Annotated in this window: 23 protein-coding genes and 1 other RNA gene; 14 read left to right on the top strand and 10 right to left on the bottom strand. The window is 66.3% G+C overall.

What is annotated here, in order from left to right:
- Positions 1 to 509: 509 nt before the first annotated feature.
- Together V6R86_RS13460 and V6R86_RS13455 are read left to right on the top strand one after the other, a co-directional pair.
- Complete coding sequence (locus tag V6R86_RS13460; RefSeq protein ID WP_338505188.1) at positions 510 to 866, top strand: DUF3140 domain-containing protein; 357 nt, start codon at positions 510 to 512, stop codon at positions 864 to 866.
- A 66-nt stretch (positions 867 to 932) separates the two neighbouring features.
- Entirely contained in the window at positions 933 to 2,132 is a 1,200-nt protein-coding gene (locus V6R86_RS13455) for an energy transducer TonB (RefSeq protein WP_338505502.1), read from the top strand.
- A gap of 61 nt (positions 2,133 to 2,193) precedes the next feature.
- Here V6R86_RS13455 and V6R86_RS13450 read toward each other — a convergent pair whose 3' ends face one another.
- Together V6R86_RS13450 and V6R86_RS13445 are read right to left on the bottom strand one after the other, a co-directional pair.
- Positions 2,194 to 2,640 (bottom strand): DUF3597 domain-containing protein, encoded by a 447-nt coding sequence (locus V6R86_RS13450; protein ID WP_338505185.1) that lies wholly within the window; start codon positions 2,638 to 2,640, stop codon positions 2,194 to 2,196.
- Between the two features lie 4 nt (positions 2,641 to 2,644).
- Positions 2,645 to 3,100, bottom strand: a complete 456-nt coding sequence (locus V6R86_RS13445) for a PA2169 family four-helix-bundle protein (RefSeq protein WP_338505183.1) — start codon at positions 3,098 to 3,100, stop codon at positions 2,645 to 2,647.
- Positions 3,101 to 3,318: 218 nt separating this feature from the next.
- Here V6R86_RS13445 and V6R86_RS13440 point away from each other — a divergent pair, with 218 nt between their 5' ends.
- Complete coding sequence (locus V6R86_RS13440; protein ID WP_338505180.1) at positions 3,319 to 4,620, top strand: dicarboxylate/amino acid:cation symporter; 1,302 nt, start codon at positions 3,319 to 3,321, stop codon at positions 4,618 to 4,620.
- On the opposite strand, the gene V6R86_RS13435 is transcribed toward V6R86_RS13440, so the two are convergent.
- Entirely contained in the window at positions 4,617 to 5,366 is a 750-nt protein-coding gene (locus V6R86_RS13435) for a LytTR family DNA-binding domain-containing protein (protein ID WP_338505177.1), read from the bottom strand. The genes V6R86_RS13440 and V6R86_RS13435 overlap by 4 nt on opposite strands.
- Positions 5,359 to 6,597: a sensor histidine kinase gene (locus V6R86_RS13430; protein ID WP_338505174.1), complete on the bottom strand. Its 1,239-nt coding sequence runs from the start codon at positions 6,595 to 6,597 to the stop codon at positions 5,359 to 5,361. Before V6R86_RS13430 ends, V6R86_RS13435 begins: the two co-directional genes overlap by 8 nt.
- 78 nt (positions 6,598 to 6,675) lie before the next feature.
- Here V6R86_RS13430 and V6R86_RS13425 point away from each other — a divergent pair, with 78 nt between their 5' ends.
- Positions 6,676 to 6,951, top strand: coding sequence for a hypothetical protein (locus V6R86_RS13425; protein WP_338505172.1), 276 nt, complete (start codon positions 6,676 to 6,678; stop codon positions 6,949 to 6,951).
- Positions 6,952 to 7,152: 201 nt separating this feature from the next.
- Positions 7,153 to 7,704 (top strand): hypothetical protein, encoded by a 552-nt coding sequence (locus tag V6R86_RS13420; RefSeq protein WP_338505169.1) that lies wholly within the window; start codon positions 7,153 to 7,155, stop codon positions 7,702 to 7,704.
- Positions 7,705 to 7,799: 95 nt separating this feature from the next.
- Here the strand turns inward: V6R86_RS13420 and V6R86_RS13415 are convergent, their stop codons facing one another.
- Genes V6R86_RS13415 through V6R86_RS13405 form a run of 3 tightly spaced genes read right to left on the bottom strand, consistent with a single transcriptional unit; the run spans position 7,800 to position 10,035 of the window.
- On the bottom strand, positions 7,800 to 8,288 hold the full coding sequence (locus V6R86_RS13415; protein ID WP_338505167.1) for a 5' nucleotidase, NT5C type: 489 nt from the start codon (positions 8,286 to 8,288) through the stop codon (positions 7,800 to 7,802).
- The gene (locus tag V6R86_RS13410; protein WP_338505164.1) at positions 8,288 to 8,641 is read right to left on the bottom strand and encodes a hypothetical protein; all 354 of its coding nucleotides are present in this window, start codon (positions 8,639 to 8,641) and stop codon (positions 8,288 to 8,290) included. The genes V6R86_RS13415 and V6R86_RS13410 overlap by 1 nt, the downstream gene beginning before the upstream one ends.
- Before the next feature lie 11 nt (positions 8,642 to 8,652).
- Positions 8,653 to 10,035, bottom strand: coding sequence for a UDP-N-acetylmuramate--L-alanine ligase (locus tag V6R86_RS13405; RefSeq protein WP_338505161.1), 1,383 nt, complete (start codon positions 10,033 to 10,035; stop codon positions 8,653 to 8,655).
- Between the two features lie 51 nt (positions 10,036 to 10,086).
- Between V6R86_RS13405 and V6R86_RS13400 the strand changes: the two genes are divergently transcribed.
- The gene (locus V6R86_RS13400; RefSeq protein ID WP_338505159.1) at positions 10,087 to 10,908 is read left to right on the top strand and encodes an LD-carboxypeptidase; all 822 of its coding nucleotides are present in this window, start codon (positions 10,087 to 10,089) and stop codon (positions 10,906 to 10,908) included.
- Between the two features lie 64 nt (positions 10,909 to 10,972).
- Positions 10,973 to 11,248, top strand: a complete 276-nt coding sequence (locus V6R86_RS13395) for an SWIB/MDM2 domain-containing protein (RefSeq protein ID WP_338505156.1) — start codon at positions 10,973 to 10,975, stop codon at positions 11,246 to 11,248.
- 87 nt (positions 11,249 to 11,335) lie between these two features.
- On the opposite strand, the gene V6R86_RS13390 is transcribed toward V6R86_RS13395, so the two are convergent.
- The 3 genes from V6R86_RS13390 to V6R86_RS13380 form a co-directional block, all read right to left on the bottom strand.
- The gene (locus V6R86_RS13390; protein ID WP_338505153.1) at positions 11,336 to 12,043 is read right to left on the bottom strand and encodes an extensin family protein; all 708 of its coding nucleotides are present in this window, start codon (positions 12,041 to 12,043) and stop codon (positions 11,336 to 11,338) included.
- A gap of 25 nt (positions 12,044 to 12,068) precedes the next feature.
- Entirely contained in the window at positions 12,069 to 12,704 is a 636-nt protein-coding gene (locus tag V6R86_RS13385) for an NUDIX hydrolase (protein ID WP_338505151.1), read from the bottom strand.
- Between the two features lie 91 nt (positions 12,705 to 12,795).
- Positions 12,796 to 13,086, bottom strand: coding sequence for a hypothetical protein (locus tag V6R86_RS13380; protein WP_338505149.1), 291 nt, complete (start codon positions 13,084 to 13,086; stop codon positions 12,796 to 12,798).
- Positions 13,087 to 13,180: 94 nt separating this feature from the next.
- Here V6R86_RS13380 and ssrA point away from each other — a divergent pair.
- From ssrA to V6R86_RS13345, 7 genes are all read left to right on the top strand, one after another.
- Positions 13,181 to 13,534: a transfer-messenger RNA gene (gene ssrA / locus V6R86_RS13375) on the top strand.
- 151 nt (positions 13,535 to 13,685) lie between these two features.
- Complete coding sequence (locus tag V6R86_RS13370) at positions 13,686 to 14,273, top strand: LemA family protein (protein ID WP_338505147.1); 588 nt, start codon at positions 13,686 to 13,688, stop codon at positions 14,271 to 14,273.
- A 1-nt stretch (position 14,274) separates the two neighbouring features.
- On the top strand, positions 14,275 to 14,787 hold the full coding sequence (locus tag V6R86_RS13365; protein WP_338505144.1) for a TPM domain-containing protein: 513 nt from the start codon (positions 14,275 to 14,277) through the stop codon (positions 14,785 to 14,787).
- Positions 14,784 to 15,617 (top strand): TPM domain-containing protein, encoded by an 834-nt coding sequence (locus tag V6R86_RS13360; protein ID WP_338505142.1) that lies wholly within the window; start codon positions 14,784 to 14,786, stop codon positions 15,615 to 15,617. Before V6R86_RS13365 ends, V6R86_RS13360 begins: the two co-directional genes overlap by 4 nt.
- Positions 15,611 to 16,288 carry a hypothetical protein gene (locus V6R86_RS13355; RefSeq protein ID WP_338505139.1) on the top strand — a complete coding sequence of 226 codons (678 nt, stop codon included), beginning with the start codon at positions 15,611 to 15,613 and terminating at the stop codon, positions 16,286 to 16,288. The genes V6R86_RS13360 and V6R86_RS13355 overlap by 7 nt, the downstream gene beginning before the upstream one ends.
- Positions 16,285 to 16,821, top strand: a complete 537-nt coding sequence (locus V6R86_RS13350; RefSeq protein ID WP_338505136.1) for an NUDIX hydrolase — start codon at positions 16,285 to 16,287, stop codon at positions 16,819 to 16,821. The genes V6R86_RS13355 and V6R86_RS13350 overlap by 4 nt, the downstream gene beginning before the upstream one ends.
- Before the next feature lie 139 nt (positions 16,822 to 16,960).
- Positions 16,961 to 19,126 carry a M3 family metallopeptidase gene (locus V6R86_RS13345; RefSeq protein WP_338505134.1) on the top strand — a complete coding sequence of 722 codons (2,166 nt, stop codon included), beginning with the start codon at positions 16,961 to 16,963 and terminating at the stop codon, positions 19,124 to 19,126.
- Positions 19,127 to 19,147 lie beyond the last annotated feature (21 nt).

Raw genomic sequence — 19,147 nt, 5'->3', positions numbered from 1 at the left:
GAACTGGCTTGCCAGGGAAGGCGAGAGAAGCGGGTCCAGGACCGAGACCGAGGCTTGGAAGGTTGCAGCGTTCTTCGAAGCGCAGCGAATTCGAAGCGGAGGCGAGGACCAGGACCGTCGGAGCCGAACGGTGAGGGAAGCAACGGTCTTCGGACCAGCGCCGATCGATCCGGAAAGCGCTGGCAGAGCCGGGTGGACGCGACGGAAAGGCCGCAAGGCCGGACCAGAGCGGAAGCCGCGGGGAAGAGCCCGGGAGACCGGGCAGTCGATCGAGACCGACGCGACGCCTGAGCGAGTGCGCAAGGATCGTAGACCGCAGACGCTTTTCCTTCGGGATGGAGTGTCGGCAAGAACCGAAGACCGGCAATCTCACGCTCGGCGCAGTGGGGCTCGGCAGCAATGCCGGGCCCCATTTCTGTTTGGCGGTAGGGCCGCGTGCCCACCTGCCCCGAAGGCCAGCCGCACCAGCGCGGGATTCGTGCGTTCTCTTCCCCTCAAGAGGAGAAAACATGGCCGATACCATCGACGACAAAGAACGCACCGAGATCCGCAAGGAGTTCAAGGAAGCCGTCAACATGACCCCGTCCGAGCTCGAGAAATGGCTCGACACCGACGAAAGCAAGGACGTCGGCTGGAAGGGCGAGGACGGCAAGGGCTCGGGCGAAAGCGTCGGGCACAAATCGGGCAAGCGGATCGTCGAACTGCTGCGGACCAAGGTCGACGATCTGTCCGACGACGATCTCAAGCACATGAAAAAGGTGACCGGCTACGTCCATCGTCACATGAAGCAGAAGCCGGCGCATCCCGATGGATCGAAGTGGGAAGCCAGCCTCAAGAACTGGGGTCACGATCCGTCGAAGAAATGACGAACCCTGCTCGACACGCGCTTTTCTTCGGCTAGCCTCAAGCGGCCGAAAGAAAAGTGAGTGTCGATGTTCGTCATTGCCGTTGCCGCCGCCTTCGCCCAGGCCGCCAGCGCCCCCGCCGCGACCCCTCCCGTCAGCCGGGGGCCGCTCGAACGTTACATTTCCCCCGACGATTATCCGCAAGGCGCCCCCGCGTCGGCGGCGCGGTCGGTGTCGGTGGTTCTCGTCGTCGGCCCTGATGGGCGGGTGGCGAATTGCACTATTACGACCAGCAGCGGCAACGGCGCGCTCGATGCTACGACGTGCCGGCTGCTGCGGAGCCGCACCCGTTTCACGCCGGCCACGAGCGCGGCGGGGGTGCCGGTCGCCGGAGAGGTTGGCGCGACCATCGATTGGGCGGCGATCCGGCGGGGTACGCGCCCGGTTGCTGACAGCCCACCCCTGATTCGAACCTTGGCGCCACCGCCGGTGATCACGGCAACGGTTCCGCTGCCGCCTCCTGAAAGCGGTCCGGGCGGTGCGCGGGCTCGCTTCCCCCTTGGCATGCTCGTGACGTCGTCCGATTATCCGCCCGAAGCCATCCGGGCGGGAGAGCAGGGGACGACCGGCTTCAGGCTTGTCGTCGCCGCCGATGGCTCGGTCAGCGATTGCACCGTCACCCAGTCGAGTGGATCGGCAACGCTCGACGCGGCGACGTGCCGCTTGATGAGCAGCCGGGCCAAGTTCACTCCTGCGCTCGACACGAAGGGCAAGCCGTCGATCGATACGGTCAACGCCCGCATCGTTTGGCGCTTGCCGCCGCAAAGCGTGGTCGTGCCCGACGTTGCGCTGATCCGCTTTGTTCTCGGTGCGGACGGCAAGCCCCGGAATTGCACGGCCTTCTCCCAAAGCGTCGGGCGCACTCAGGAAACAAAAGCCCCGGACTGCGGGGACCGCCCGCCGCCCGGCGCGGTGATTGCCGTCTTGCGTAGCGCAGGCGGTGAGGGGACGCTGCGCGTGCGGTTCGAATCCCGTCTGCTGCGCGATGCGGCGGAGCCGTGGCCAAAGCTCGAACGCGCAGGCCTCAAGATCATCGGCTTCGATCTTGTACGGATGCGCGTGGCGCCGGGCGGGAAGGTGCTGGATTGCTTTGTGCTCGAACGACAATCGGGCGGGCTTCCGGCGAACAATCTTTGCCGTCCCAACATGCAGATCCAAGGCTATACCGCGGACGGGGACGCAGAGATGCGGATCGTTGCCTTTACCGCGCTGGAAACGGCGGCCTGAACAATAAGAAAGGGCGGCAGGGTGTTCGCCCTGCCGCCCTGTTCTTTGCCGAGGCCTTGGGTCAGTCGATGAAGCTGGCCGGTACGCGGCCCCCATTGGCAGCGAGCTGCTTCATGGTCGCTTTGTGCAGCCAGATGTTCATCTCCGCCGAGCCGTTGAGGTCACCGGCGTAGCCGAGTTCCTTGGCGAGCTCCTTGCGGTTTTCGAGGCTGGAATCGATTCCCAACAGCTTCATCAGATCGACGATCGACGTCTTGTAGTTGAGGTCGGGATTGCCGCGCTGGGTGCTGATGTCGGCCAGCACCTTCTCGACATCCACGTCCTGTGCGGCCGGCGCGGGAGCGGCTTGCGCCTGCGTGCCGGACTGACCGAGGGGCTGGCCCTGCGTCGGCTGCGGCGTCCCGCTCGGCGGACCGCCGGCCATGCCGGCCGGGATGGTCGGGCGATTGCCGGGGCCCGGATCCTTGTGGCCGAAGATCGCGCCCTTGATCTTGTCGAAGATACCCATCGTCTTACGCCTCCAGGCCGTGCTTCAGGCTGCTGATCTGGTCGTGGCCCTGGCGCACCGACTGATAAGCGCGTTCGATGATCGAACGGGTCTCGGGCGCGAGGTCGCTGGCGTTCAGCGCCGCTTCGAACTTCTCCTTGAGATAGTCCTCGCCGCGCTCGACCTCATTGATGATCGCCTTGTCGTCACGGCCGGTCACCGCCGCCTTGAGGTCAAGGAAACGCTGGTGGGTGGCGCCAAGGAAGCTGCCGTCGTCGGGCGCATTGCCGCCGAGACGGCGGATTTCGGCGCGAAGCTCTTCGGCGATCCGGCTGCGCTCGTCGGCGTTGCGGCGGAACAGCTCCTGAAACTTGGTTCCCTCGGCATTTTCGGCGGCATCGCGATAACCGTTGACGCTGTCGATAAGCGTGGTGGTCAGGGTTTCGAGCGTGCCCGTGCCCTTGTTGTCCGAACCGATCATGAAATGTCTCCTGGAAGATGAAGTTATGGGGCCTCAACGCATCGGAGTCGGCGCGGGTTCGCGGCACCGAAGTTTTTGAGCTGGAATGACGCCGCTGAGAGGGCGGTCGAGCTTTTCGGTTGCGGCACGATCGGCGGGGGCGACCTCTAGGCGGGCTTGCGTCGCCGCCCGGTGTCGCTAGCAAGGCCGGGCGTGCTCGTGCCTGGAGTTGAATGTGGATGGTTGACGCAAACGCTGCCCCGACGGCCCGGCCTGCCGGCCTCGGCGGCAAGAGTGCGCTGTTGCTGCTGGCCGCGCTGGTCGGCGGACTGGTGCTCGGCATCGCGGTTGCCGGAATGGGCGACGGCGTGAAGGAGCCGCTGGTGCAGGCCGCCGCGCTGATCGGCGGGCTGTGGCTCGACGCCTTGAGGATGACGGTGATCCCGCTGATCGTCGCCTTGCTTGTGGTCGGCGTGGTCGGCGGTGCGGATGCCGCGCGGGCAGGCGGGCTGGCGGCGAAGGCGGTGGCCTGGTTCGTCGGCTTTTATGTCTTTTCGGCGGTGTTCGGGGCGGTGATGACCCCAGCGCTGCTGGCGGTGTTTCCGTTGCCGCAAGCCGCGGCGCAGGCGCTTCAGGCGGGGCTTGCCGGCGTCGACCAGAGCGCGACCGCGGCCGCGGTGCCGACCGTGGCCGATTTCTTCAAGACCATCATTCCGCCCAATCCCATCGCCGCCGCCGCCAACGATCAAATCCTCCCCTTGGTCTTCTTCACCGCCATCTTCGCCTTCGCTTTGGCCAAGGTCGAGCCGGCGCGGCGGGTGGGCGTGCTCGGTTTCTTCGAAGGAGTGTCGGACGCGATGCTGCGAGTGATCGGCTGGGTGCTGTGGCTGGCGCCGGTGGGCGTGCTGGCGCTGGCCTTTGCGGTCGGCGCAGGCGCGGGCGGATCGGCGCTCGGCGCGGTGGTGCATTATGTGCTGATCATCTCGGCGCTGGGCGTGGTGCTGACGATCGTCGGGTTCGGGATCGCGATCCTGGTCGCGGGCTACGCACCGGGGCGGTTTTTCAAGGCGATCACCGGATCGATGGTGGTGGCGCTGTCTACCCGCTCGTCGCTCGCATCGCTTCCCGCCATGCTGCAAGGCGCCGCCGATCTGCGCATTCCCCAGCGCGATGCGGACGTGGTGCTGCCGCTTGCGGTGGCGCTGTTCCGGGCGACCGGGCCGGCGATGAACATCGGCGTGGCGCTGTATGTCGCGCATTGGCTTGGCGTGGAGATCAGCTGGACCGGCTACATCGCCGGGATCGCGGTGGCGGCGATGGCCTCGATCGGCGCGGTCAGCCTGCCGGGGCAGATCAGCTTCGTCACCTCGATCGCTCCGATTAGCATCGCACTCGGCGTGCCGATCGAGCCGCTCGCGCTACTTCTGGCGCTGGAAACCATTCCCGACACCTTCCGCACGCTGGGCAACGTGGTGCTGGACGTGGCGGTGACCGGCGCTGTGTCGGAGGAGCAGACGGAAGACAGCGGGGCCGCGGTCTAGCGCCCCGCGATCTCCCGCACGCAATCGGCGTAAAGGCGGCCGACCGGCTGCTCGGTCCCGTCCGCCAGCCGTGCGATCCATCGGCCCGAGGCATTACGCTGAAAGCCGCTGATGAAGTCGCGGCGCACGATTGCCGAGCGGTGCAGGCGGACGAACACGGCGGGATCGAGCCCTTCTTCGAGCGCGGCCATGCTGTGGTGGATGAGCCAGCTGCGCGGGCCGACGTGAAGCCGCATGTAGTCGCGCTCGGCCGATACCCGGTCGATGTCGATCGCGCGGATACGGACCAGCCCGCTGAGGTCGGAGGCCCAGAATTCGTCGAGATAGGTGCCGGCCGCGGGTGCGGTTTCAGCTGAGCCCTCGCGGCGCCGTGCGAGATGATCGCGGGCGCGCTCCAGGGCGCGCTCGAGCCGCTTGGGATCGACCGGCTTGACCAGATAGTCGACCGCCTCGACCTCGAAGGCCGAAACGGCGAACTGGTCGAAGGCGGTGACGAAGATCACCGCCGGCCGGGTGCCCGAGCGCCCCAGTTCGCGGGCGACGTCGATGCCGTCCATGCCCGGCATGGCGATATCGAGCAGCAGAAGATCGGGGCGTAGCGCTTCAGCCATGCGGCACGCGCTTTCGCCGTCGCTTGCAGTGCCGACGAGATCGATCCCGCCGATCCGCGCCAGCAGCAGTTGCAGCCGTTCGGTCGCCAGCGGTTCGTCATCGACGACGAGTGTCTTCAAAGCGGCTTCATCCATCGTTGCGGCTCGTTGGCAAGGTAAGGGCGACCTTGTAGCCGCCCCCGCTCAGCGGCCCATGCTCGACCCCTGCAGCACGGCCGAAGCGGGCGCTGAGGCGCTGCGCGACGTTGGCGAGGCCGACCTTGGTTCCGGCGGGCGGGGCAGGCTTGCGCGGCGACTTGAGCGCGGTCCCGCCGAAATTGGTGATCTCGATCCGCAGGCGCCCCGGCAGCGGCTCTTCCGCGGTGATCCGCAGCGTCACCTTGTCGCGGGTGTTGCCGAGGCCGTATTTGATCGCATTCTCGACGATCGGTTGCAGGATCAGCGCAGGCAGGCGTGCCGAGGCGAGGGCGTCGGGAACGTCGAACTCGACATTGAGGCGGCGGGGGAACCGGACCTGCTCGATATCGAGATAAAGGCGTTGGAGCTGGATCTCCTCGGCCAAGCTGACGTCGGCGGTCGGATCGGCCGAGAGGCTGGAGCGGAAAAAGGTCGACAGCTTCAGGATCATCTCCTCCGCTTCGGCCGAGCGACCGGTCATCACCAGGCTCGACAGGCTGTTCAGCGTATTGAACAGGAAATGCGGATTGACCTGATAGCGCAACGCCCGGACCTGCGCCTGCTGCGCTGCGCTTTCGGCGGCGGCGGCGCGCTTCTGGAGGTCGAGCGCCTGCTGCTGGCTCATTGCCGCGAGATAGACGGCGGACCAGGCGGCGAAGAAGAACAGCCAGACGACCGCGGTATCGGCGGCGACCCGGAACTGCTCGCGCTGGCCAAGGTCGGTGAGGCGCGGGGCGGCGAACACGACCGGGTCGGCGGCGCCGCGCTCGATCCGGACCTGATCGCCTTTTTGCACCAGCACCACGCCGTCGCGGGCCTGGATGCGGATCTCCTCGCGGCTGGTCTTGAGCGAGCCTTCGCTCATCACCAGGGTGCCGGCGAGCGCGATCGACGCGATCAGCGAGCCGATGCCGGCCGTCACCGCCTTGCGCCGCATCGACCGGCCGCGGCTGGCGGTGGCAATGGCAGCATAGAGCAGGATGGTGAGAACGATCCCGAGGGAGACGGTCAGCACCTTGTTGGCGAGCACGGTGCCGGGGTCGCTGCCAAGAAAGGCGCGGGCGACGATGGTGACGCAATAGATCGCCCAGAAGCCGAAGATCGTCTTCATCGCCAGCTTCCAGTCGGCGAAGCGCGGCGGCGAATGCGCATTGCTGCCGAAGACCAGGCGGTCGCTGGGAAGGGACATGTTCATCGCAGCCTAGAGTGCCGTTCGCCGCGCAACCGCGCAACCGCCTGCCTGCCGGTTGCCGAAGCGGCGGCGTCATTGGTCGAAGCGGGAACGGGCGCGGCGGGGAGAACGTTGTCGCGGCGAAAGGAAGATCACAGAATGACCGAGCAAAGGGGAACCGAGGCGCCGCCGGCCGTGCAAAGCGGCGATCCGGATCACGAACTGGAAAAGAAGCTGCGCCGCGACCCGACGAACGAAGATGCCAAGGTAGATGTCGGCAGCGATGAATCGATGGATGCGTCCGACCCGCCTTCGACTTCGCAGCCGGGCTCCAACGACAAGCCGGCGCCCTCGAACGGCTTTCCCGGCTGAGCGGCCACCCGCCGCCAGAGAAGTGATCACTTCCGTTGCAGGGATGTGACAGCTACCCGACTTTGTGGAGCTGCTCGAATAAGCACGTGCAATCGCCGCCCGAACCGGTTTCAATATGAACCGGGGTTAGGTCGATGGTTAAGCAAGTGGAAACGCTTGTGTCGGCATAACTTCCAGTCCGAGGTTAAGGAGCTGGGTGCCATGACGACGCGTTCGACGCAGCCTGCCGGTGGAGCGTTGCTGCTGAGCGAAATGAAGGAGTTTGCCGGGTTTCCGAAGGCGACCCAGCGCTACATTCGCCGCAGCCTCGACATCGCCTTTGGCCGCCGGGACGCGCTTGATTGCTGGGCGCGCGACGAAGGCGAAGCGGCGTCGATCCGCGCGCAGGGCCGGCTCTACAAGCAGCTCGACGCGCTGCGGATGCAGGTGCCGGACGACAGTGGGCTCGACACCATCGACCCGTTCATGGGCCTGCTGATCACGCTGACCGCGTTCGATCTCGGGCAGGATCGGATCCCGAACTTCGCGGCGTTCCGTTTCCTGTACGAGCGACTGCTCGGCGCCGCGGCGCGGCCGTGGCTGCCGGCGGCGTTCTGCGCGGCTGCCGCGCTGCCGCACTTGCATCCCGATCGCCGCCGGCTGCTCTTGCAATCGATCAGCGAAAGCGCGGCTACGGCGCCCGGCTGGTCGAACCGCGAAGCCGTCTTCTGGCCGGAATGGGTCGAGAAGGTCGACATGGCGGATGCCGCCTGAGGCGCTTCCGACTTTCGTCATTGCGAGTGTAGCGAAGCAATCTACTGCCCCGCAGCTGGATTGCGTCGTTGCTTTGCGCCTCGCAATGACGAGCTTTAGCGGGAGACTTCGACGCTCGGATAGATCTCCGCCAGCCGCGCGATGCTGTCGCGTGCGCTGGTGTGGAGCACGTAGATCCCGCCCGCTTCTTCCCACGCGTCCCTATGCCGCTCGCTGTCGTCGACCAGCACGTCGGCACCCGTCATGTGCCGATGCTTGTCGCGGGCCATGCAGGTGATGATGGGCACCCCGGGAAAGTGCTCGGCCGCCCAGGTGACCTTTTGCGGGGCGGCCCACTTGCCGATGGGGAGGCCGGTGAGGATGGTGGGCTTCAGATGCCGGACCGCGTCGAACAGCTCGTCCGCGTCGGGCATCTTGGGCAGCGAGGCGTAGAAATCGCCGGCGCGGGCGAGGCGCTTCCAGAACTCGCCTTTGCCGCGCGCCGCTTCAAACGACTTGGCATCGGTGCCAAGCAGCCTGCGCACGCCCGCATCGAAATCCGCCAGCACGCCGTCGCAATCGAGAAATAGCCTGGGCTCGGCCATCACAGCGTGGCGGGAGTGAGGGTGATCGGCACGGGGTGGTCGAGCTCCTTCCACCCGCGCTCCTTCAGCACCTCGTTGCTTTCCTTGGCGCGGCGGCCTTCGCCAAGCGACCATGTTATGTGAAAGGTCGAGCCGTCGGGCCGGTCGACGGTGCCGTCGATGGTCACCACCATCGCTTCGACCCCCTTGTCGTCATCGGTGCGCCCGACGATCGCGGCTTTGACCTCGTGCGGCGGCTCGTTCTTGCGGACGTCGAGGGTAACGTGGTCGGCCAAAACCTCGGCATAACGGGGCGGGTGGTCGCGGAGCAGGGTGTCGCGCTCGGCGCGGTCGAGTTTCCAGCCATTGGCCATGGCCGGATCAATCAGTCGCGAAGGCCCAAGTTCCCGACCAGCTCCGCTGCAAATTCGCTCAGCGTGTCGTCACGCGCGCCGAGGATGGCGATGGTGTCGCCGGGCCGCGCAAGCTTGAGCAGCCGGGCGGCGATGGCGGGACGCTCGGGCAGATGCTCGGCCGTGCCGCCCTGGGTGCGAACCGCCTCGACCAACCATTCCGATCCGCGCGAGCGGTCCACGGTGCCGCCCTGGTAGACGGGGTCGGAAAGGACCAGCACATCCCCGTCGCGGAGGCCTTCCGCGAAAGTGGCGGCAAGCTCGTCGCCCATCTTGGCGAGCGGGCCGTAGCCGTGTGGCTGGAACATGACGAGCAGTCGGCCGTCGCGCGCGGTCAGGGTGGCGAGGGTGGCGGCAATCTTGTCGGGGTTGTGGGCGAAGTCGTCGATCACGGTGACCCCTTTCGCGTTGCCGACGGTCTCCAACCGGCGCTTCAGGCCCTGGAAGGAGCTCAGAGCATCAGCGGCGGCGCCGAGGGGCACGCCCAGCGCACGGGTCGCGGCGATGGCGGCGAGTGCGTTCAGGGCATTGTGCCTCCCGGGGAGGGGGAGGCGCACCTCGGCCCGCTGGTCGCCCACGGTGACGGCGAAGGTACTGCCATCGGCCGCCAGGTACAGATCTGACCCTTGCACGGCAGCGACGCTGTCGAAGCCGAAGCCGATCACCCCGGCGGGTGCGATCGCCGCGCTTTCCGCATCGTCCATGTTTACGACCGCCGTCCCCGCCGCCGCGAGGAAGCCCCCGAACAGCGCACGCAGCTCGTCCATTTCCTTGTGGTCGAGGGACACGTTGTTTAGCACCGCGACCGATGGCCGATAGAGCGCGATCGAGCCGTCGCTTTCGTCGACCTCGCTCACGAACAGGTCGGGGTCGCCGACCAGCGCGCTGGCAAAGGGAGTTTCGGGCGAGACGAAATTCTTCATCACCGCGCCGTTCATCACCGTCGGCTTGCGGCCTGCACAATGGAGGATCCAGCCGATCATTCCGGTGACGGTGGATTTCCCCGAGGTCCCACCCACCGCGATGCTGGTCTTTGCATCGTTAAGAAGCTCGGCAAGCAGTTGCGGGCGGGTGAGGTGGGGGAGGCCGAGTTCCTTGGCGCGGGCGACGTCGGGGATGGTAGCTTCGACCGCCGCCGAGGTGACCAAAGTCATGCCGGGCGCGAGGCCGCTGCCGTCCTGCGGGTGGAGCGCTATTCCTTGCGCCTTCAGGAATTCGAACTTGGCACCGAGCCGGCCGGCATCGAGCGCCCGGTCGGAACCGGCGACATCGCCGCCGCGCGCGCGGACGATGCAGGCGAGGGGAAGCATGCCGCTGCCGCCGATGCCGCAGAAGAAGGTGCTGGAAGAGGTCATGCCGACCGCCCTATTGAGGAGCTGGGCGAAGGGCAACGGAGCAAGAGCGCGATGAGGATCGGAGTGGTGGCGCCGAGCTGCCCGTTGAAGGTCGAAGCGGCCGAACGCGTGCAGGCATTGGCGGCGGAAGTCGGGGCGAGCCTCGTCATTCACCCGCAATGCTTCCTCGAAGACGGGCATTTTGCCGGGCCCGATCACGTTCGCCTCGGCGCACTGCGCGAGATGCTTGCCGATCCCGAGATCGACGGGGTGTGGTTCGCGCGTGGCGGCTATGGCTCCAATCGTATCGCCGGCGCTCTTCTCGACGACCTACCCGAAGGCGCGCGGTGGAAGCGAGTCGTGGGCTATAGCGACGGTGGGTTCCTGCTGGCGGCGTTGCACAAGGCCGGGCTGGCGGTGGCGCACGGGCCGATGGCGCAGGACGTGTTGCGCGAAGGCGGCGCGGATGCGGCTCTCCGGACGCTGCGTTGGCTGGCGAAGAACGATTTCGGCGCGCTGGAGCCCGATCTCGACGGCCCGGCCTTCGCTTTCAACCTCGTAGTGCTGTCGAGCCTGATGGGAACGGTGCTCGAGCCCGATATGAGCGGGGCCGAGCTGCTGATCGAGGAAGTCGACGAGGAGCTGTACCGGATCGACCGGTTCCTGTTCCACGTCAGCAGTCAGCCGGGCTTCGCCAGGCTGCGCCGGCTGCGCCTCGGGCGCTGCGCGCTGAAGGCCAACGACCGGCCGTTCGGGGCCGAGCTGGAGGCGGTCGCGCGGCACTGGTGCGAGCTGTCGAGCGTGCCCTACGGCGGCCGCGCGGACATCGGTCACGACAGCGCGAATCGCGTGGTGCCCTTCCCTCTGCGGAACAGACCGGCCCCTCTCTCGTAACCACCTCTTGCAGAGGGGCGCGCTTTGCGCTCTATCTCGGTGCCGAAACCAACAGGAGGGCCACATGGCAAAAGAAGCGAGCGGGACTGGACGTAAGGCAGGGGGTGGTCTTGCGCGACCCGTTCAGCCGTCGCCGGACCTGGCGGAAATCGTCGGCAAGGATCCGCTTCCGCGCAGCGAAGTCGTTTCCAAGGTGTGGGATCACATTCGCAAGAACAACCTGCAGAATCCTGAGAATAAGCGCGAAATCGTTGCCGACGACAAGCTGAAGAAGATCTTCGGCAAGGACCGCTGCACCATGTTCGAAATGAACAAGCACCTGTCCAAGCATCTGTCGTAAGCGCGGCTCGCGACCTCGACTTGGCTAAGGGGCTCGCCGGTTCGGCGGGCCCCTTTTCGTTGATGGCGGGGGCGACTCGGCGACGCCTCAGCGGCAGGCGCGCCAGCCCGAGGGGCCGCGGTCGGCGGTGTCGAGGTGCAGGTGGTCGCGGTGCGCCGCATTGTGATCGGGCGAAAGCACGGTGCTGAATACCCGGCACGCCCCGTCGCGCGCCGCACGCAGGAAGGCGGCGTCTTCGGGCCGGCCGTCCCAGTCGCGCAGGACCGAGATGCGCCGGCCGTCGTTCAATTCGAAGCCGAGGATATCGACCGCATCGGCCGTGGCATGCTCGCTGAAGGGACCGTCGGCGCGATTGTAGAGGCGGCGACAGGAATAGCTGCCGGCATGGAGGAAGCGGCGCACGCCGGTGCCGAGCAACCGCTGCGCATCGGCTTCGACCTGCCGCTCCCACACGCTCAGGGCGGCGGCCACCGGGCAACTGGTGACGAGCCCGCCGGGCGAGGGGGCCATGGTGAGCGACAGCAAGGTACCGTCTTCGTAGCCGCAATTTTCGGACGGACGGCGCGAGGGGGCAGCACGCATCTCGTTGCCCGCCGCGGCGAGCAACGCCCGGCAGCGGGGTGCGTCATCGCCAAGTCCGGCGATCTTGGCGGCGGTGAAGCGGCCCGGTGGTTCCGTGAGGTCGAGTTCGGCCCACGGCAGGTCCTGCCGATGCCGCTGCATCCAGGCGGCGCCCTCGATGATGAGGACGGCCAGGACCGTGAAGGCCAGGAAGATCCGGATCGCGCCGCGCATGGCTCCTTAACGCGGCGGGCGCGGATCAGGCCCGAAGCGCGCGATCCAGTCTTTCGGCCGTAACCGGATAACCGAGGTGGTCGGGGATCACGAGGTGCGGCTCGCCGCCGCGCTCCTCGATCCACGGACTGATAATTTCCACCGGATGAGCGAGGGCATGGTCGCGGGCTTCGGCGAAGCTGCCGAATTGCGCCAGCCGCTCGAGGTTTCGGATGGTCGGAAAGATGGCGGCGGCGCGGGCAGCGGCGATGTCGTCGAGCATCGCGGCGGCCGTGGTCCACAACGCGCGCTCGCATTCGCCCGGTTGCGGGCGGAGCGGTCCGGCGTCGGCAGGGCAGGGGGCGAGAAAGAAAAAGGTGTCGAAGCGGCGGTGGCGGACGTTGTCGGGCCGCCAGCGCGCGAAGGGGACCAAGGTGTCGATTGTCACGTCCAGCCCGGTTTCCTCCGCCGTCTCGCGCACGGCTGCGCGGGCCGCGGCCCGATCCAGCGAATCGACGTCGGCCCAATCGGCGGGATCGATTCGCCCGCCCGGAAACACCATCGCGCCGCCGGCAAAGGCCATGGTTCGCGGCCGCTCGACCATCAGCATCTCGGGCGGTCCCGCCTCGCGGTCGCGCAGGACGACCAGGGTCGCGGCGGGAATGGCCTCGTTGTCGCTCATGGCGCCCGAGATGAGGCGGCGGGGGGCAAAAGAAAAGGCCGGCCTCCCGTTGGGGAGACCGGCCCGATCCATCAAACGCTTGCGCGCTTGATTACATCGCGTTGACGGCGGCAGTCGCAGCAGCGCCGTTAGCGGCGTTGACGTCGGCGTCGTCGATCGCCTCTTCCTTGCGATCGCCTTCGGCTTCGAGGGCGTCGGCCTGGTTTTCGAGGCTCGCGGCTTCAGCCGAGTTGGTGGTGTTGGCAGCCATCGCTTCCAGGTTGTCGGCGGCGGCTTCGTAGTTGTCGTTGACGTTGTCGCCGAGCGAATCATCGCCCTTGCCGCCGCAAGCGGCGAGAGCGAGAGCAGCAGCGCCAACCAGCGCGAACGAAAGCTTCTTCATGGTGTACACTCCCCTTATGGTTCTTGTGACCCACGGGTTCCTACCCGCTTGAGGGCGCCCAACGCCAGTGTTTTCCTTTCGGTTCCAATACGAGTCTCTTGGAAAGGCGTGTGCGAACGCCTACATTGGTCGGGCCGGGCAACCGGCTATGCTGGTAGAGTGTAGGTAGAAATAAACATTTCGGACCCGGGGGGCAGTACCCCGGCGCCTCCACCAGCAGCGGCCAAGATTTCACGATCATCGCCGTTGCTGATGGGGGCGAAACAGGATCGACGGATGCAGTAAAGTGCTTGCTGCCAGCGGGCTTGGATCGGCCCTAAAACGGTCATTCTCACAAGTGCCAACGATAACGAGGCGCTCGCGATTGCTGCGTAACTGACGGCCTAACGGTCAGAAGTTACAAAGCTTAAGCGCGGTTGGACCGAACCGGGCAACAGAATCGGATTCCAGCGGTACGGGGGGCACCGGGCAACAGAAGCCCCCCACTTTCCCTTCCTTCACGGTCGATGCTGCGGCGACTTGCGCGCGAACCCATTGCGGCGCGCCGGTGTCCCACCTACGTAACGCACCAGCAAACGACTTTCGGGGGAATGACGACCATGACGACTCTTCGCCGCCTCGGCCTCCTTGCGCCGCTCGCCGCTTTTTCGCTGGCCGGATGCGGCCTGAACTCAGTTCCGACCGCCGAGGAAAACGTCAACGCCAAGTGGGGCGACCTGCAGAGCGAATATCAGCGCCGGTCCGACCTCATTCCCAATCTGGTGAACACGGTGAAGGGCGCCGCGCAGCAGGAAAAAAGCGTGCTGGTCGAAGTGACCGAGGCGCGCGCCGGCGCCAACCGTATCCAGCTCAGCCCCGGCGACCTGTCGGACCCGGCCAAGGTCGGCGCCTTCAACGACGCGCAGAACCGCATCACGCTGAGCCTTCAGCGGCTGCAGGAAGCTTATCCCGAGCTCAAGACCAACCAGAACTTTCTGACGCTGCAGAGCCAGATCGAGGGCACGGAAAATAGCATTCTCGTCGCTCGCCGCGATTACAACGAGGCGGTGCAGGGGTATAACACGCGCATTCGCACCTTCCCCGACGCGGTGGGCGCGAAGATCTTCTACGGCGCCAAGCCCAAGGTCCCCTTCGAGGCCGCGGCGGCCGCGCAGAATGCGCCTACGGTCAATTTCAACGCGCAATAAGGTGCGGCTGCTCCCCTTTGCGGCGATCTTCGCCGTGTTCCTTACCGGCTGCGAAGTGAGGCAGTCGGAAGAAACATCGTCGTGGACCGTGACGGATGATGGGCAGGTCGTGGCCAGCACGCGCCCCGATGAGCAGCCTGCCAATCCGCCCAAACCCTCCGCGACAGGGAAGATCATTGATGAGGCGGGAGCATTACGGCCGACGCAAATGCGCGATCTCGCGATGGAACTGCGCGACCTCAATCAAGCCGGCGGGCCGCGCATGACTGTGGTGCTCGCCCGACCTGCCTCGGGCGAGAGCCTGGAGCATCTCGGGTGGGCAGTGGCTGGCCGACCTTCCGGCAGCGACCTGGTTCTGATGGTCGATCCCGAGGCGACGACCGTTCGGGTCGAGGGAGCGCTTGCACCGGAGCAAAAGGCTCGCATCGCGACAGCGATGCTGGATCATCTTCGCGCTGAGCAGCCGGCTGAGGCCATCAGGGCCGCCATCGGCATCGTCCGAGACGCATCATGATCCGCCGTCTTTTCGTTTTGCTGTTGCTGATGCTGGCTTCGCAGCCAATCGCTGCGCAGACGTTTCCGACGCTGACCGGCCAGGTCGTCGATAACGCCAATCTCCTCGATCCGGCGCAAGAGGCCGCGCTCACGCAGAAGCTTGCCGCGCTGGAGCAGCAGAGCGGACGGCAACTCGTTGTCGCGACCTTGCCCAGCCTCGAAGGCCGGACGATCGAGGATTACGGCTACCGGCTCGGCCGAGAGTGGGGGATCGGGTCGAAGGAGGAAGACGACGGCGTTCTTCTCATTGTCGCTCCCAACGAACGCAAGGTGCGGATCGAGACCGGTTATGGCGCGCGCGTCTTCCTGACGGATGCCCTCTCGAGCGTCATCATTCGCAACGCGATCACGCCGCGCTTCAAGGAAGGGGATTTCCCGGGCGGGATCGATGCTGGCGTCGATGCGATCGCTGAGCAGATGCGACTTCCGCCTGCGGAGGCGGCCAAGCGCGTTCAGGAGGCCGAGGCCAGTTCGGCGAATACTCGGCGCTCCGGCGATGGCGCAGGCTTCGTGCCGTTGGTTTTCTGGGGCCTCGTAGTCGCCTTCGTCTTTTTGAGCTTCGCGCGGCGATCGCAGGGCCGCAAATATCGCGGCAAGCGGCGGCGGGGCGGGGGGATCGATCCGATGGTCGTGCTGTGGGGGCTCGATGCGATCAGCCGTGCGTCGCGTAACGGCGGCGGCGGTGGTTTCGGCGGCTTCGGTGGCGGGGGCGGCGGCTTTGGCGGCGGCGGCGGCTTCTCCGGCGGCGGCGGAAGCTTCGGCGGCGGCGGAGCGTCGGGCTCATGGTGACTCTCAGCCTGCAACCGGAGGACCATCGCAAGGTCAGCGAAGCGATCGCCGCGGCCGAAGCGAGCAGCGACGGCGAGATCCTGACCATCGTGTCGGCCGACAGCGACAGCTATCATGATGTCGCCTTGCACTGGGCGGTGGCGGTGATGATCGGCGTGCTTGCGCTCTCCGCGTGGCAGGCAGCGGGTCTTGCCAGCTTGTGGGAGGCATTGTTCGGCTGGGGCGAAACCGCCAGCGCAGGCGAAGTGCTGTTCGCGGCGATGGTACTGGCGGTGCTCGGCTTTCTGCTGACGCTGTTGGTCCTCAAGCCGCAGGCGATCCGGGTGGCGCTGACCCCCGGCGCGACCAAGGGGCGCCGGGTTCGCCGCCGCGCCATTGCCTTGTTCCGCGCCGCGGCCGAAAGCCGCACCGTCGGGCGCACGGCGGTGCTCATCTACCTCAGCCTGGCCGAGCATCGCGCCGAGATCGTCGCAGACGAAGCGGTGACCAAGGTCACCACGCCCGAATGTTGGGGCGATGCGATGGCCGAGCTGATCGGCGAGATCAAGGCGGGGCGGCCCGGCGACGGCCTCGCGCTGGCGGTGGAGGAAGTGGGCGCGGTGCTGACCCGCCATTTCCCCAGGACTAGCGAGGACTTTAACGAGATACCCGACAAATTGATCGAGCTGTGAGCCGCGATCCCGACCTCGACCTGCCGCCCGAAACGATGTGGGCGGGGCGCTTCGTCCAGGTGCAGCGCAAGGGTCGGTGGGAATATGCCGGGCGGGTCCGAGGCATTCGCGCGGTGGTCGTGCTGGCCGAGCATGACGGCTGCTGGATCCTGGTCGAGCAGGCCCGCGCGCCGCTTGGCGGCCCGTGTCTCGAGCTTCCGGCCGGCTTGGTCGGCGATCATGGCGACGGCGCGGGCGTCGAGGACACTGCAATCAAGGAGCTGGAGGAAGAAACCGGCTTCACCGCAAGCCACGTCGAGCGGCTGGGCGATTTCCACGCTTCGCCCGGAATGCTCAGCGAAAGCTTCACCCTGGTCCGCGCCCATGGCGTTCGCCGGATCGGGGCGGGCGGGGGAGTCGCGGGAGAGGAAGACATTACGGTCCACCTCGTCCCAAAGCACGAGCTGGCCGATTTCGTCGCAGACCGCCGCGACGCCGGCGTTGCGGTGGACGTCAAACTGTTGCTTCCGCTGGCGAGCTTTCTTCTTTCCTGATCAAGGACTTGGCCATGCAGGGTTCAGCGGCCGCCTGATAAGACACGCCCCATGTTCCTCCATCCGTCGATTGCCCCCTTGGCCTGTCAGCGCAAGGGCGGCAGTGACACCTTTGCAATCACCATGAGGTTTCTCGTTGATGCTGAAGTCTGCCCTTCTCGCCGGTTCTTCCCTTCTGCTGCTCGCGGGCTGTGCCACCGTGCCGGCCGCTGAGCCCGCCGCGACCCCGTCCGCCGTCGCCGACGCCGCGCCGGTCGCGGCCGCGCCCGCGGTGCCGGACAATGTGCTGCTGGCCGAATGGACCGGCCCCTATGGCGGCGTTGTGCCGTGGGACAAGGTCAAGGTCAGCGACTTCCCCGAGGCACTGACCTTCGCGATCGACGAGCAGCGCCGCGAATATCGCGCCATCGCCGACAATCCCGAGGCGCCAACCTTCGCCAACACCGTCGAAGCGATGCAAAAGGCCGGTGAACGGCTGGACCGCGTGACCAGTGTGTTCGGGGTCTACACCGACAATCTGTCGACGCCCGAGATCCAGGCGCTCGACAAGGAGTGGAGCCCCAAGCTGTCGGCGGCGGGTGACGAGATCACGCTTGATCCCAAGCTCTTCGCCCGCATCGAGACGCTCTACAACAATCGCGCGGGCCTCGGCCTCGACGCGGTGCAGGACCGCCTGCTGACCCGCACCTACGAAAGCTTCGTGCGCAATGGCGCCAAGCTCGACGCGACGCAGAAGCAGCAATTGTCGGGCTATAACCAGCAGCTCGCTTCGCTTTTCAGCGAATTCAATGCCAAGCTGCTGGCTGACGAAGGCACCTTCATCCAGGCAACCGAGGCCGAAATGGCCGGCGTTCCTGCCGACATCAAGGCGGCCGCCGCCTCGGTGGCGAAGGACAAGGGCCTGCCCGCGGGCACCTATGCCATCCGCAACACCCGTTCGGCATTCGAGCCGGTGCAGACGTTCGGCACCAATCGCGCGCTTCGCGAGAAGGTGTGGACCGCGTTCGTCAACCGCGGCGACAACGGCAATGCCAACGACACCAACGGCTTGATCAGCCAGATCGTGAAGCTGCGCGCCGACCGCGCCAAGCTGCTCGGCTTCCCGACGCATGCCCACTGGCGGATGCAGGACACCATGGCCAAGAAGCCCGACCGGGCGATGGACCTGATGATGCGGGTGTGGCCGGCCGCCGTCGCCCGCGCCAAGGAAGAGATCGCCGACATGCGGCCGTTCGCCCGCGCGGCCGGCATCCGGACGATCGAGCCGTGGGACACGCGCTTCCTCAACGAGAAGGTGCGCAAGGCCAAGTACGACCTGTCGGAAGAGGAGATCAAACCCTACTTCCAGCTGGATAACCTCGTGCAGGGCATGTTCTACAGCGCGGGCCGCCTGTACGACCTGCAATTCAAGGAAAACACCGGCAGCGTCCCGGTCTTCCATCCGGACGTCCGGACCTTCGAGGTGACCCGTCTCGGCAAGCCGGTAGGCCTGTTCTACCTCGATACCTACGGCCGCGAGGGCAAGCGCTCGGGCGCGTGGATGACGAGCTATCGCCTGCCGAGCGATCTGACCGGCCGTGACCCGGCGCTGGTCAGCAACAACAACAATTTCAACAAGCCCGAAGCGGGTCAGCCGGTGCTGGTCAGCCTCGACGATGCCTCGACCCTGTTCCACGAGTTCGGGCACGCTATCCATTACCTGCTGTCGGATGTGCGCTATCCGAGCTTCAATGGCGCCCAGCGCGATTTCGTGGAATATCCGAGCCAGGTGAACGAGAATTGGCTGCTGACCCGGCCGATCCTCGACCGCTTCGCGCTGCATTATCAGACCAAGCAGCCGATGCCGAAGAGATTGGTCGACAAGATCGAGCGCGCCGACACCTTCGGTCAGGGCTTCCAGACGGTGGAATATCTGTCCTCCGCGCTGGTCGACATGAAGCTGCACCTGCAGCCTGGCGGCGTGGTGAATGCCGACACCTTCGAGCGGAACACCTTGACCGAGCTTGGCATGCCCAAGGAAATGACCATGCGGCACCGTCTGCCGCAATTCGGGCACCTGTTCAGCTCGGACGCCTATTCGGCGGGCTATTACAGCTATCTGTGGTCGGAAACGATGGACGCCGACACTTGGGCGGCGTTCGAGGAGACGGGCGATCCGTTCAACAAGCAGATCGCCGATCGCTTCCGGACGATTTTGCTGTCGACCGGCAACCAGACCGATCGCGCCGAGGCGTACCGCCAGTTCCGCGGGCGTGATCCGGACGTGACGGCGCTGCTGAAGCGCCGCGGCTTTCCGGTGAAGTAAGCCTCACAAAGGGCCGTCCCA

The sequence above is a fragment of the Sphingomonas kaistensis genome (genome assembly GCF_036884275.1).
GTDB classification, from domain to species: Bacteria; Pseudomonadota; Alphaproteobacteria; order Sphingomonadales; family Sphingomonadaceae; genus Sphingomicrobium; species Sphingomicrobium kaistense_A.
Note: the sequence above shows the minus strand (reverse complement) of the source record. Positions and strands in the feature narration are given on the sequence as shown.

Coding starts and splice junctions, on each gene's coding strand:
- V6R86_RS13460 (WP_338505188.1), top strand. CDS start 510: ATGGCCGATACCATCGACGACAAAGAACGCACCGAGATCCGCAAGGAG.
- V6R86_RS13455 (WP_338505502.1), top strand. CDS start 933: ATGTTCGTCATTGCCGTTGCCGCCGCCTTCGCCCAGGCCGCCAGCGCC.
- V6R86_RS13450 (WP_338505185.1), bottom strand. CDS start 2,640: ATGGGTATCTTCGACAAGATCAAGGGCGCGATCTTCGGCCACAAGGAT.
- V6R86_RS13445 (WP_338505183.1), bottom strand. CDS start 3,100: ATGATCGGTTCGGACAACAAGGGCACGGGCACGCTCGAAACCCTGACC.
- V6R86_RS13440 (WP_338505180.1), top strand. CDS start 3,319: ATGGTTGACGCAAACGCTGCCCCGACGGCCCGGCCTGCCGGCCTCGGC.
- V6R86_RS13435 (WP_338505177.1), bottom strand. CDS start 5,366: ATGGATGAAGCCGCTTTGAAGACACTCGTCGTCGATGACGAACCGCTG.
- V6R86_RS13430 (WP_338505174.1), bottom strand. CDS start 6,597: ATGTCCCTTCCCAGCGACCGCCTGGTCTTCGGCAGCAATGCGCATTCG.
- V6R86_RS13420 (WP_338505169.1), top strand. CDS start 7,153: ATGACGACGCGTTCGACGCAGCCTGCCGGTGGAGCGTTGCTGCTGAGC.
- V6R86_RS13415 (WP_338505167.1), bottom strand. CDS start 8,288: ATGGCCGAGCCCAGGCTATTTCTCGATTGCGACGGCGTGCTGGCGGAT.
- V6R86_RS13410 (WP_338505164.1), bottom strand. CDS start 8,641: ATGGCCAATGGCTGGAAACTCGACCGCGCCGAGCGCGACACCCTGCTC.
- V6R86_RS13405 (WP_338505161.1), bottom strand. CDS start 10,035: ATGACCTCTTCCAGCACCTTCTTCTGCGGCATCGGCGGCAGCGGCATG.
- V6R86_RS13400 (WP_338505159.1), top strand. CDS start 10,087: ATGAGGATCGGAGTGGTGGCGCCGAGCTGCCCGTTGAAGGTCGAAGCG.
- V6R86_RS13395 (WP_338505156.1), top strand. CDS start 10,973: ATGGCAAAAGAAGCGAGCGGGACTGGACGTAAGGCAGGGGGTGGTCTT.
- V6R86_RS13390 (WP_338505153.1), bottom strand. CDS start 12,043: ATGCGCGGCGCGATCCGGATCTTCCTGGCCTTCACGGTCCTGGCCGTC.
- V6R86_RS13385 (WP_338505151.1), bottom strand. CDS start 12,704: ATGAGCGACAACGAGGCCATTCCCGCCGCGACCCTGGTCGTCCTGCGC.
- V6R86_RS13380 (WP_338505149.1), bottom strand. CDS start 13,086: ATGAAGAAGCTTTCGTTCGCGCTGGTTGGCGCTGCTGCTCTCGCTCTC.
- V6R86_RS13370 (WP_338505147.1), top strand. CDS start 13,686: ATGACGACTCTTCGCCGCCTCGGCCTCCTTGCGCCGCTCGCCGCTTTT.
- V6R86_RS13360 (WP_338505142.1), top strand. CDS start 14,784: ATGATCCGCCGTCTTTTCGTTTTGCTGTTGCTGATGCTGGCTTCGCAG.
- V6R86_RS13355 (WP_338505139.1), top strand. CDS start 15,611: ATGGTGACTCTCAGCCTGCAACCGGAGGACCATCGCAAGGTCAGCGAA.
- V6R86_RS13345 (WP_338505134.1), top strand. CDS start 16,961: ATGCTGAAGTCTGCCCTTCTCGCCGGTTCTTCCCTTCTGCTGCTCGCG.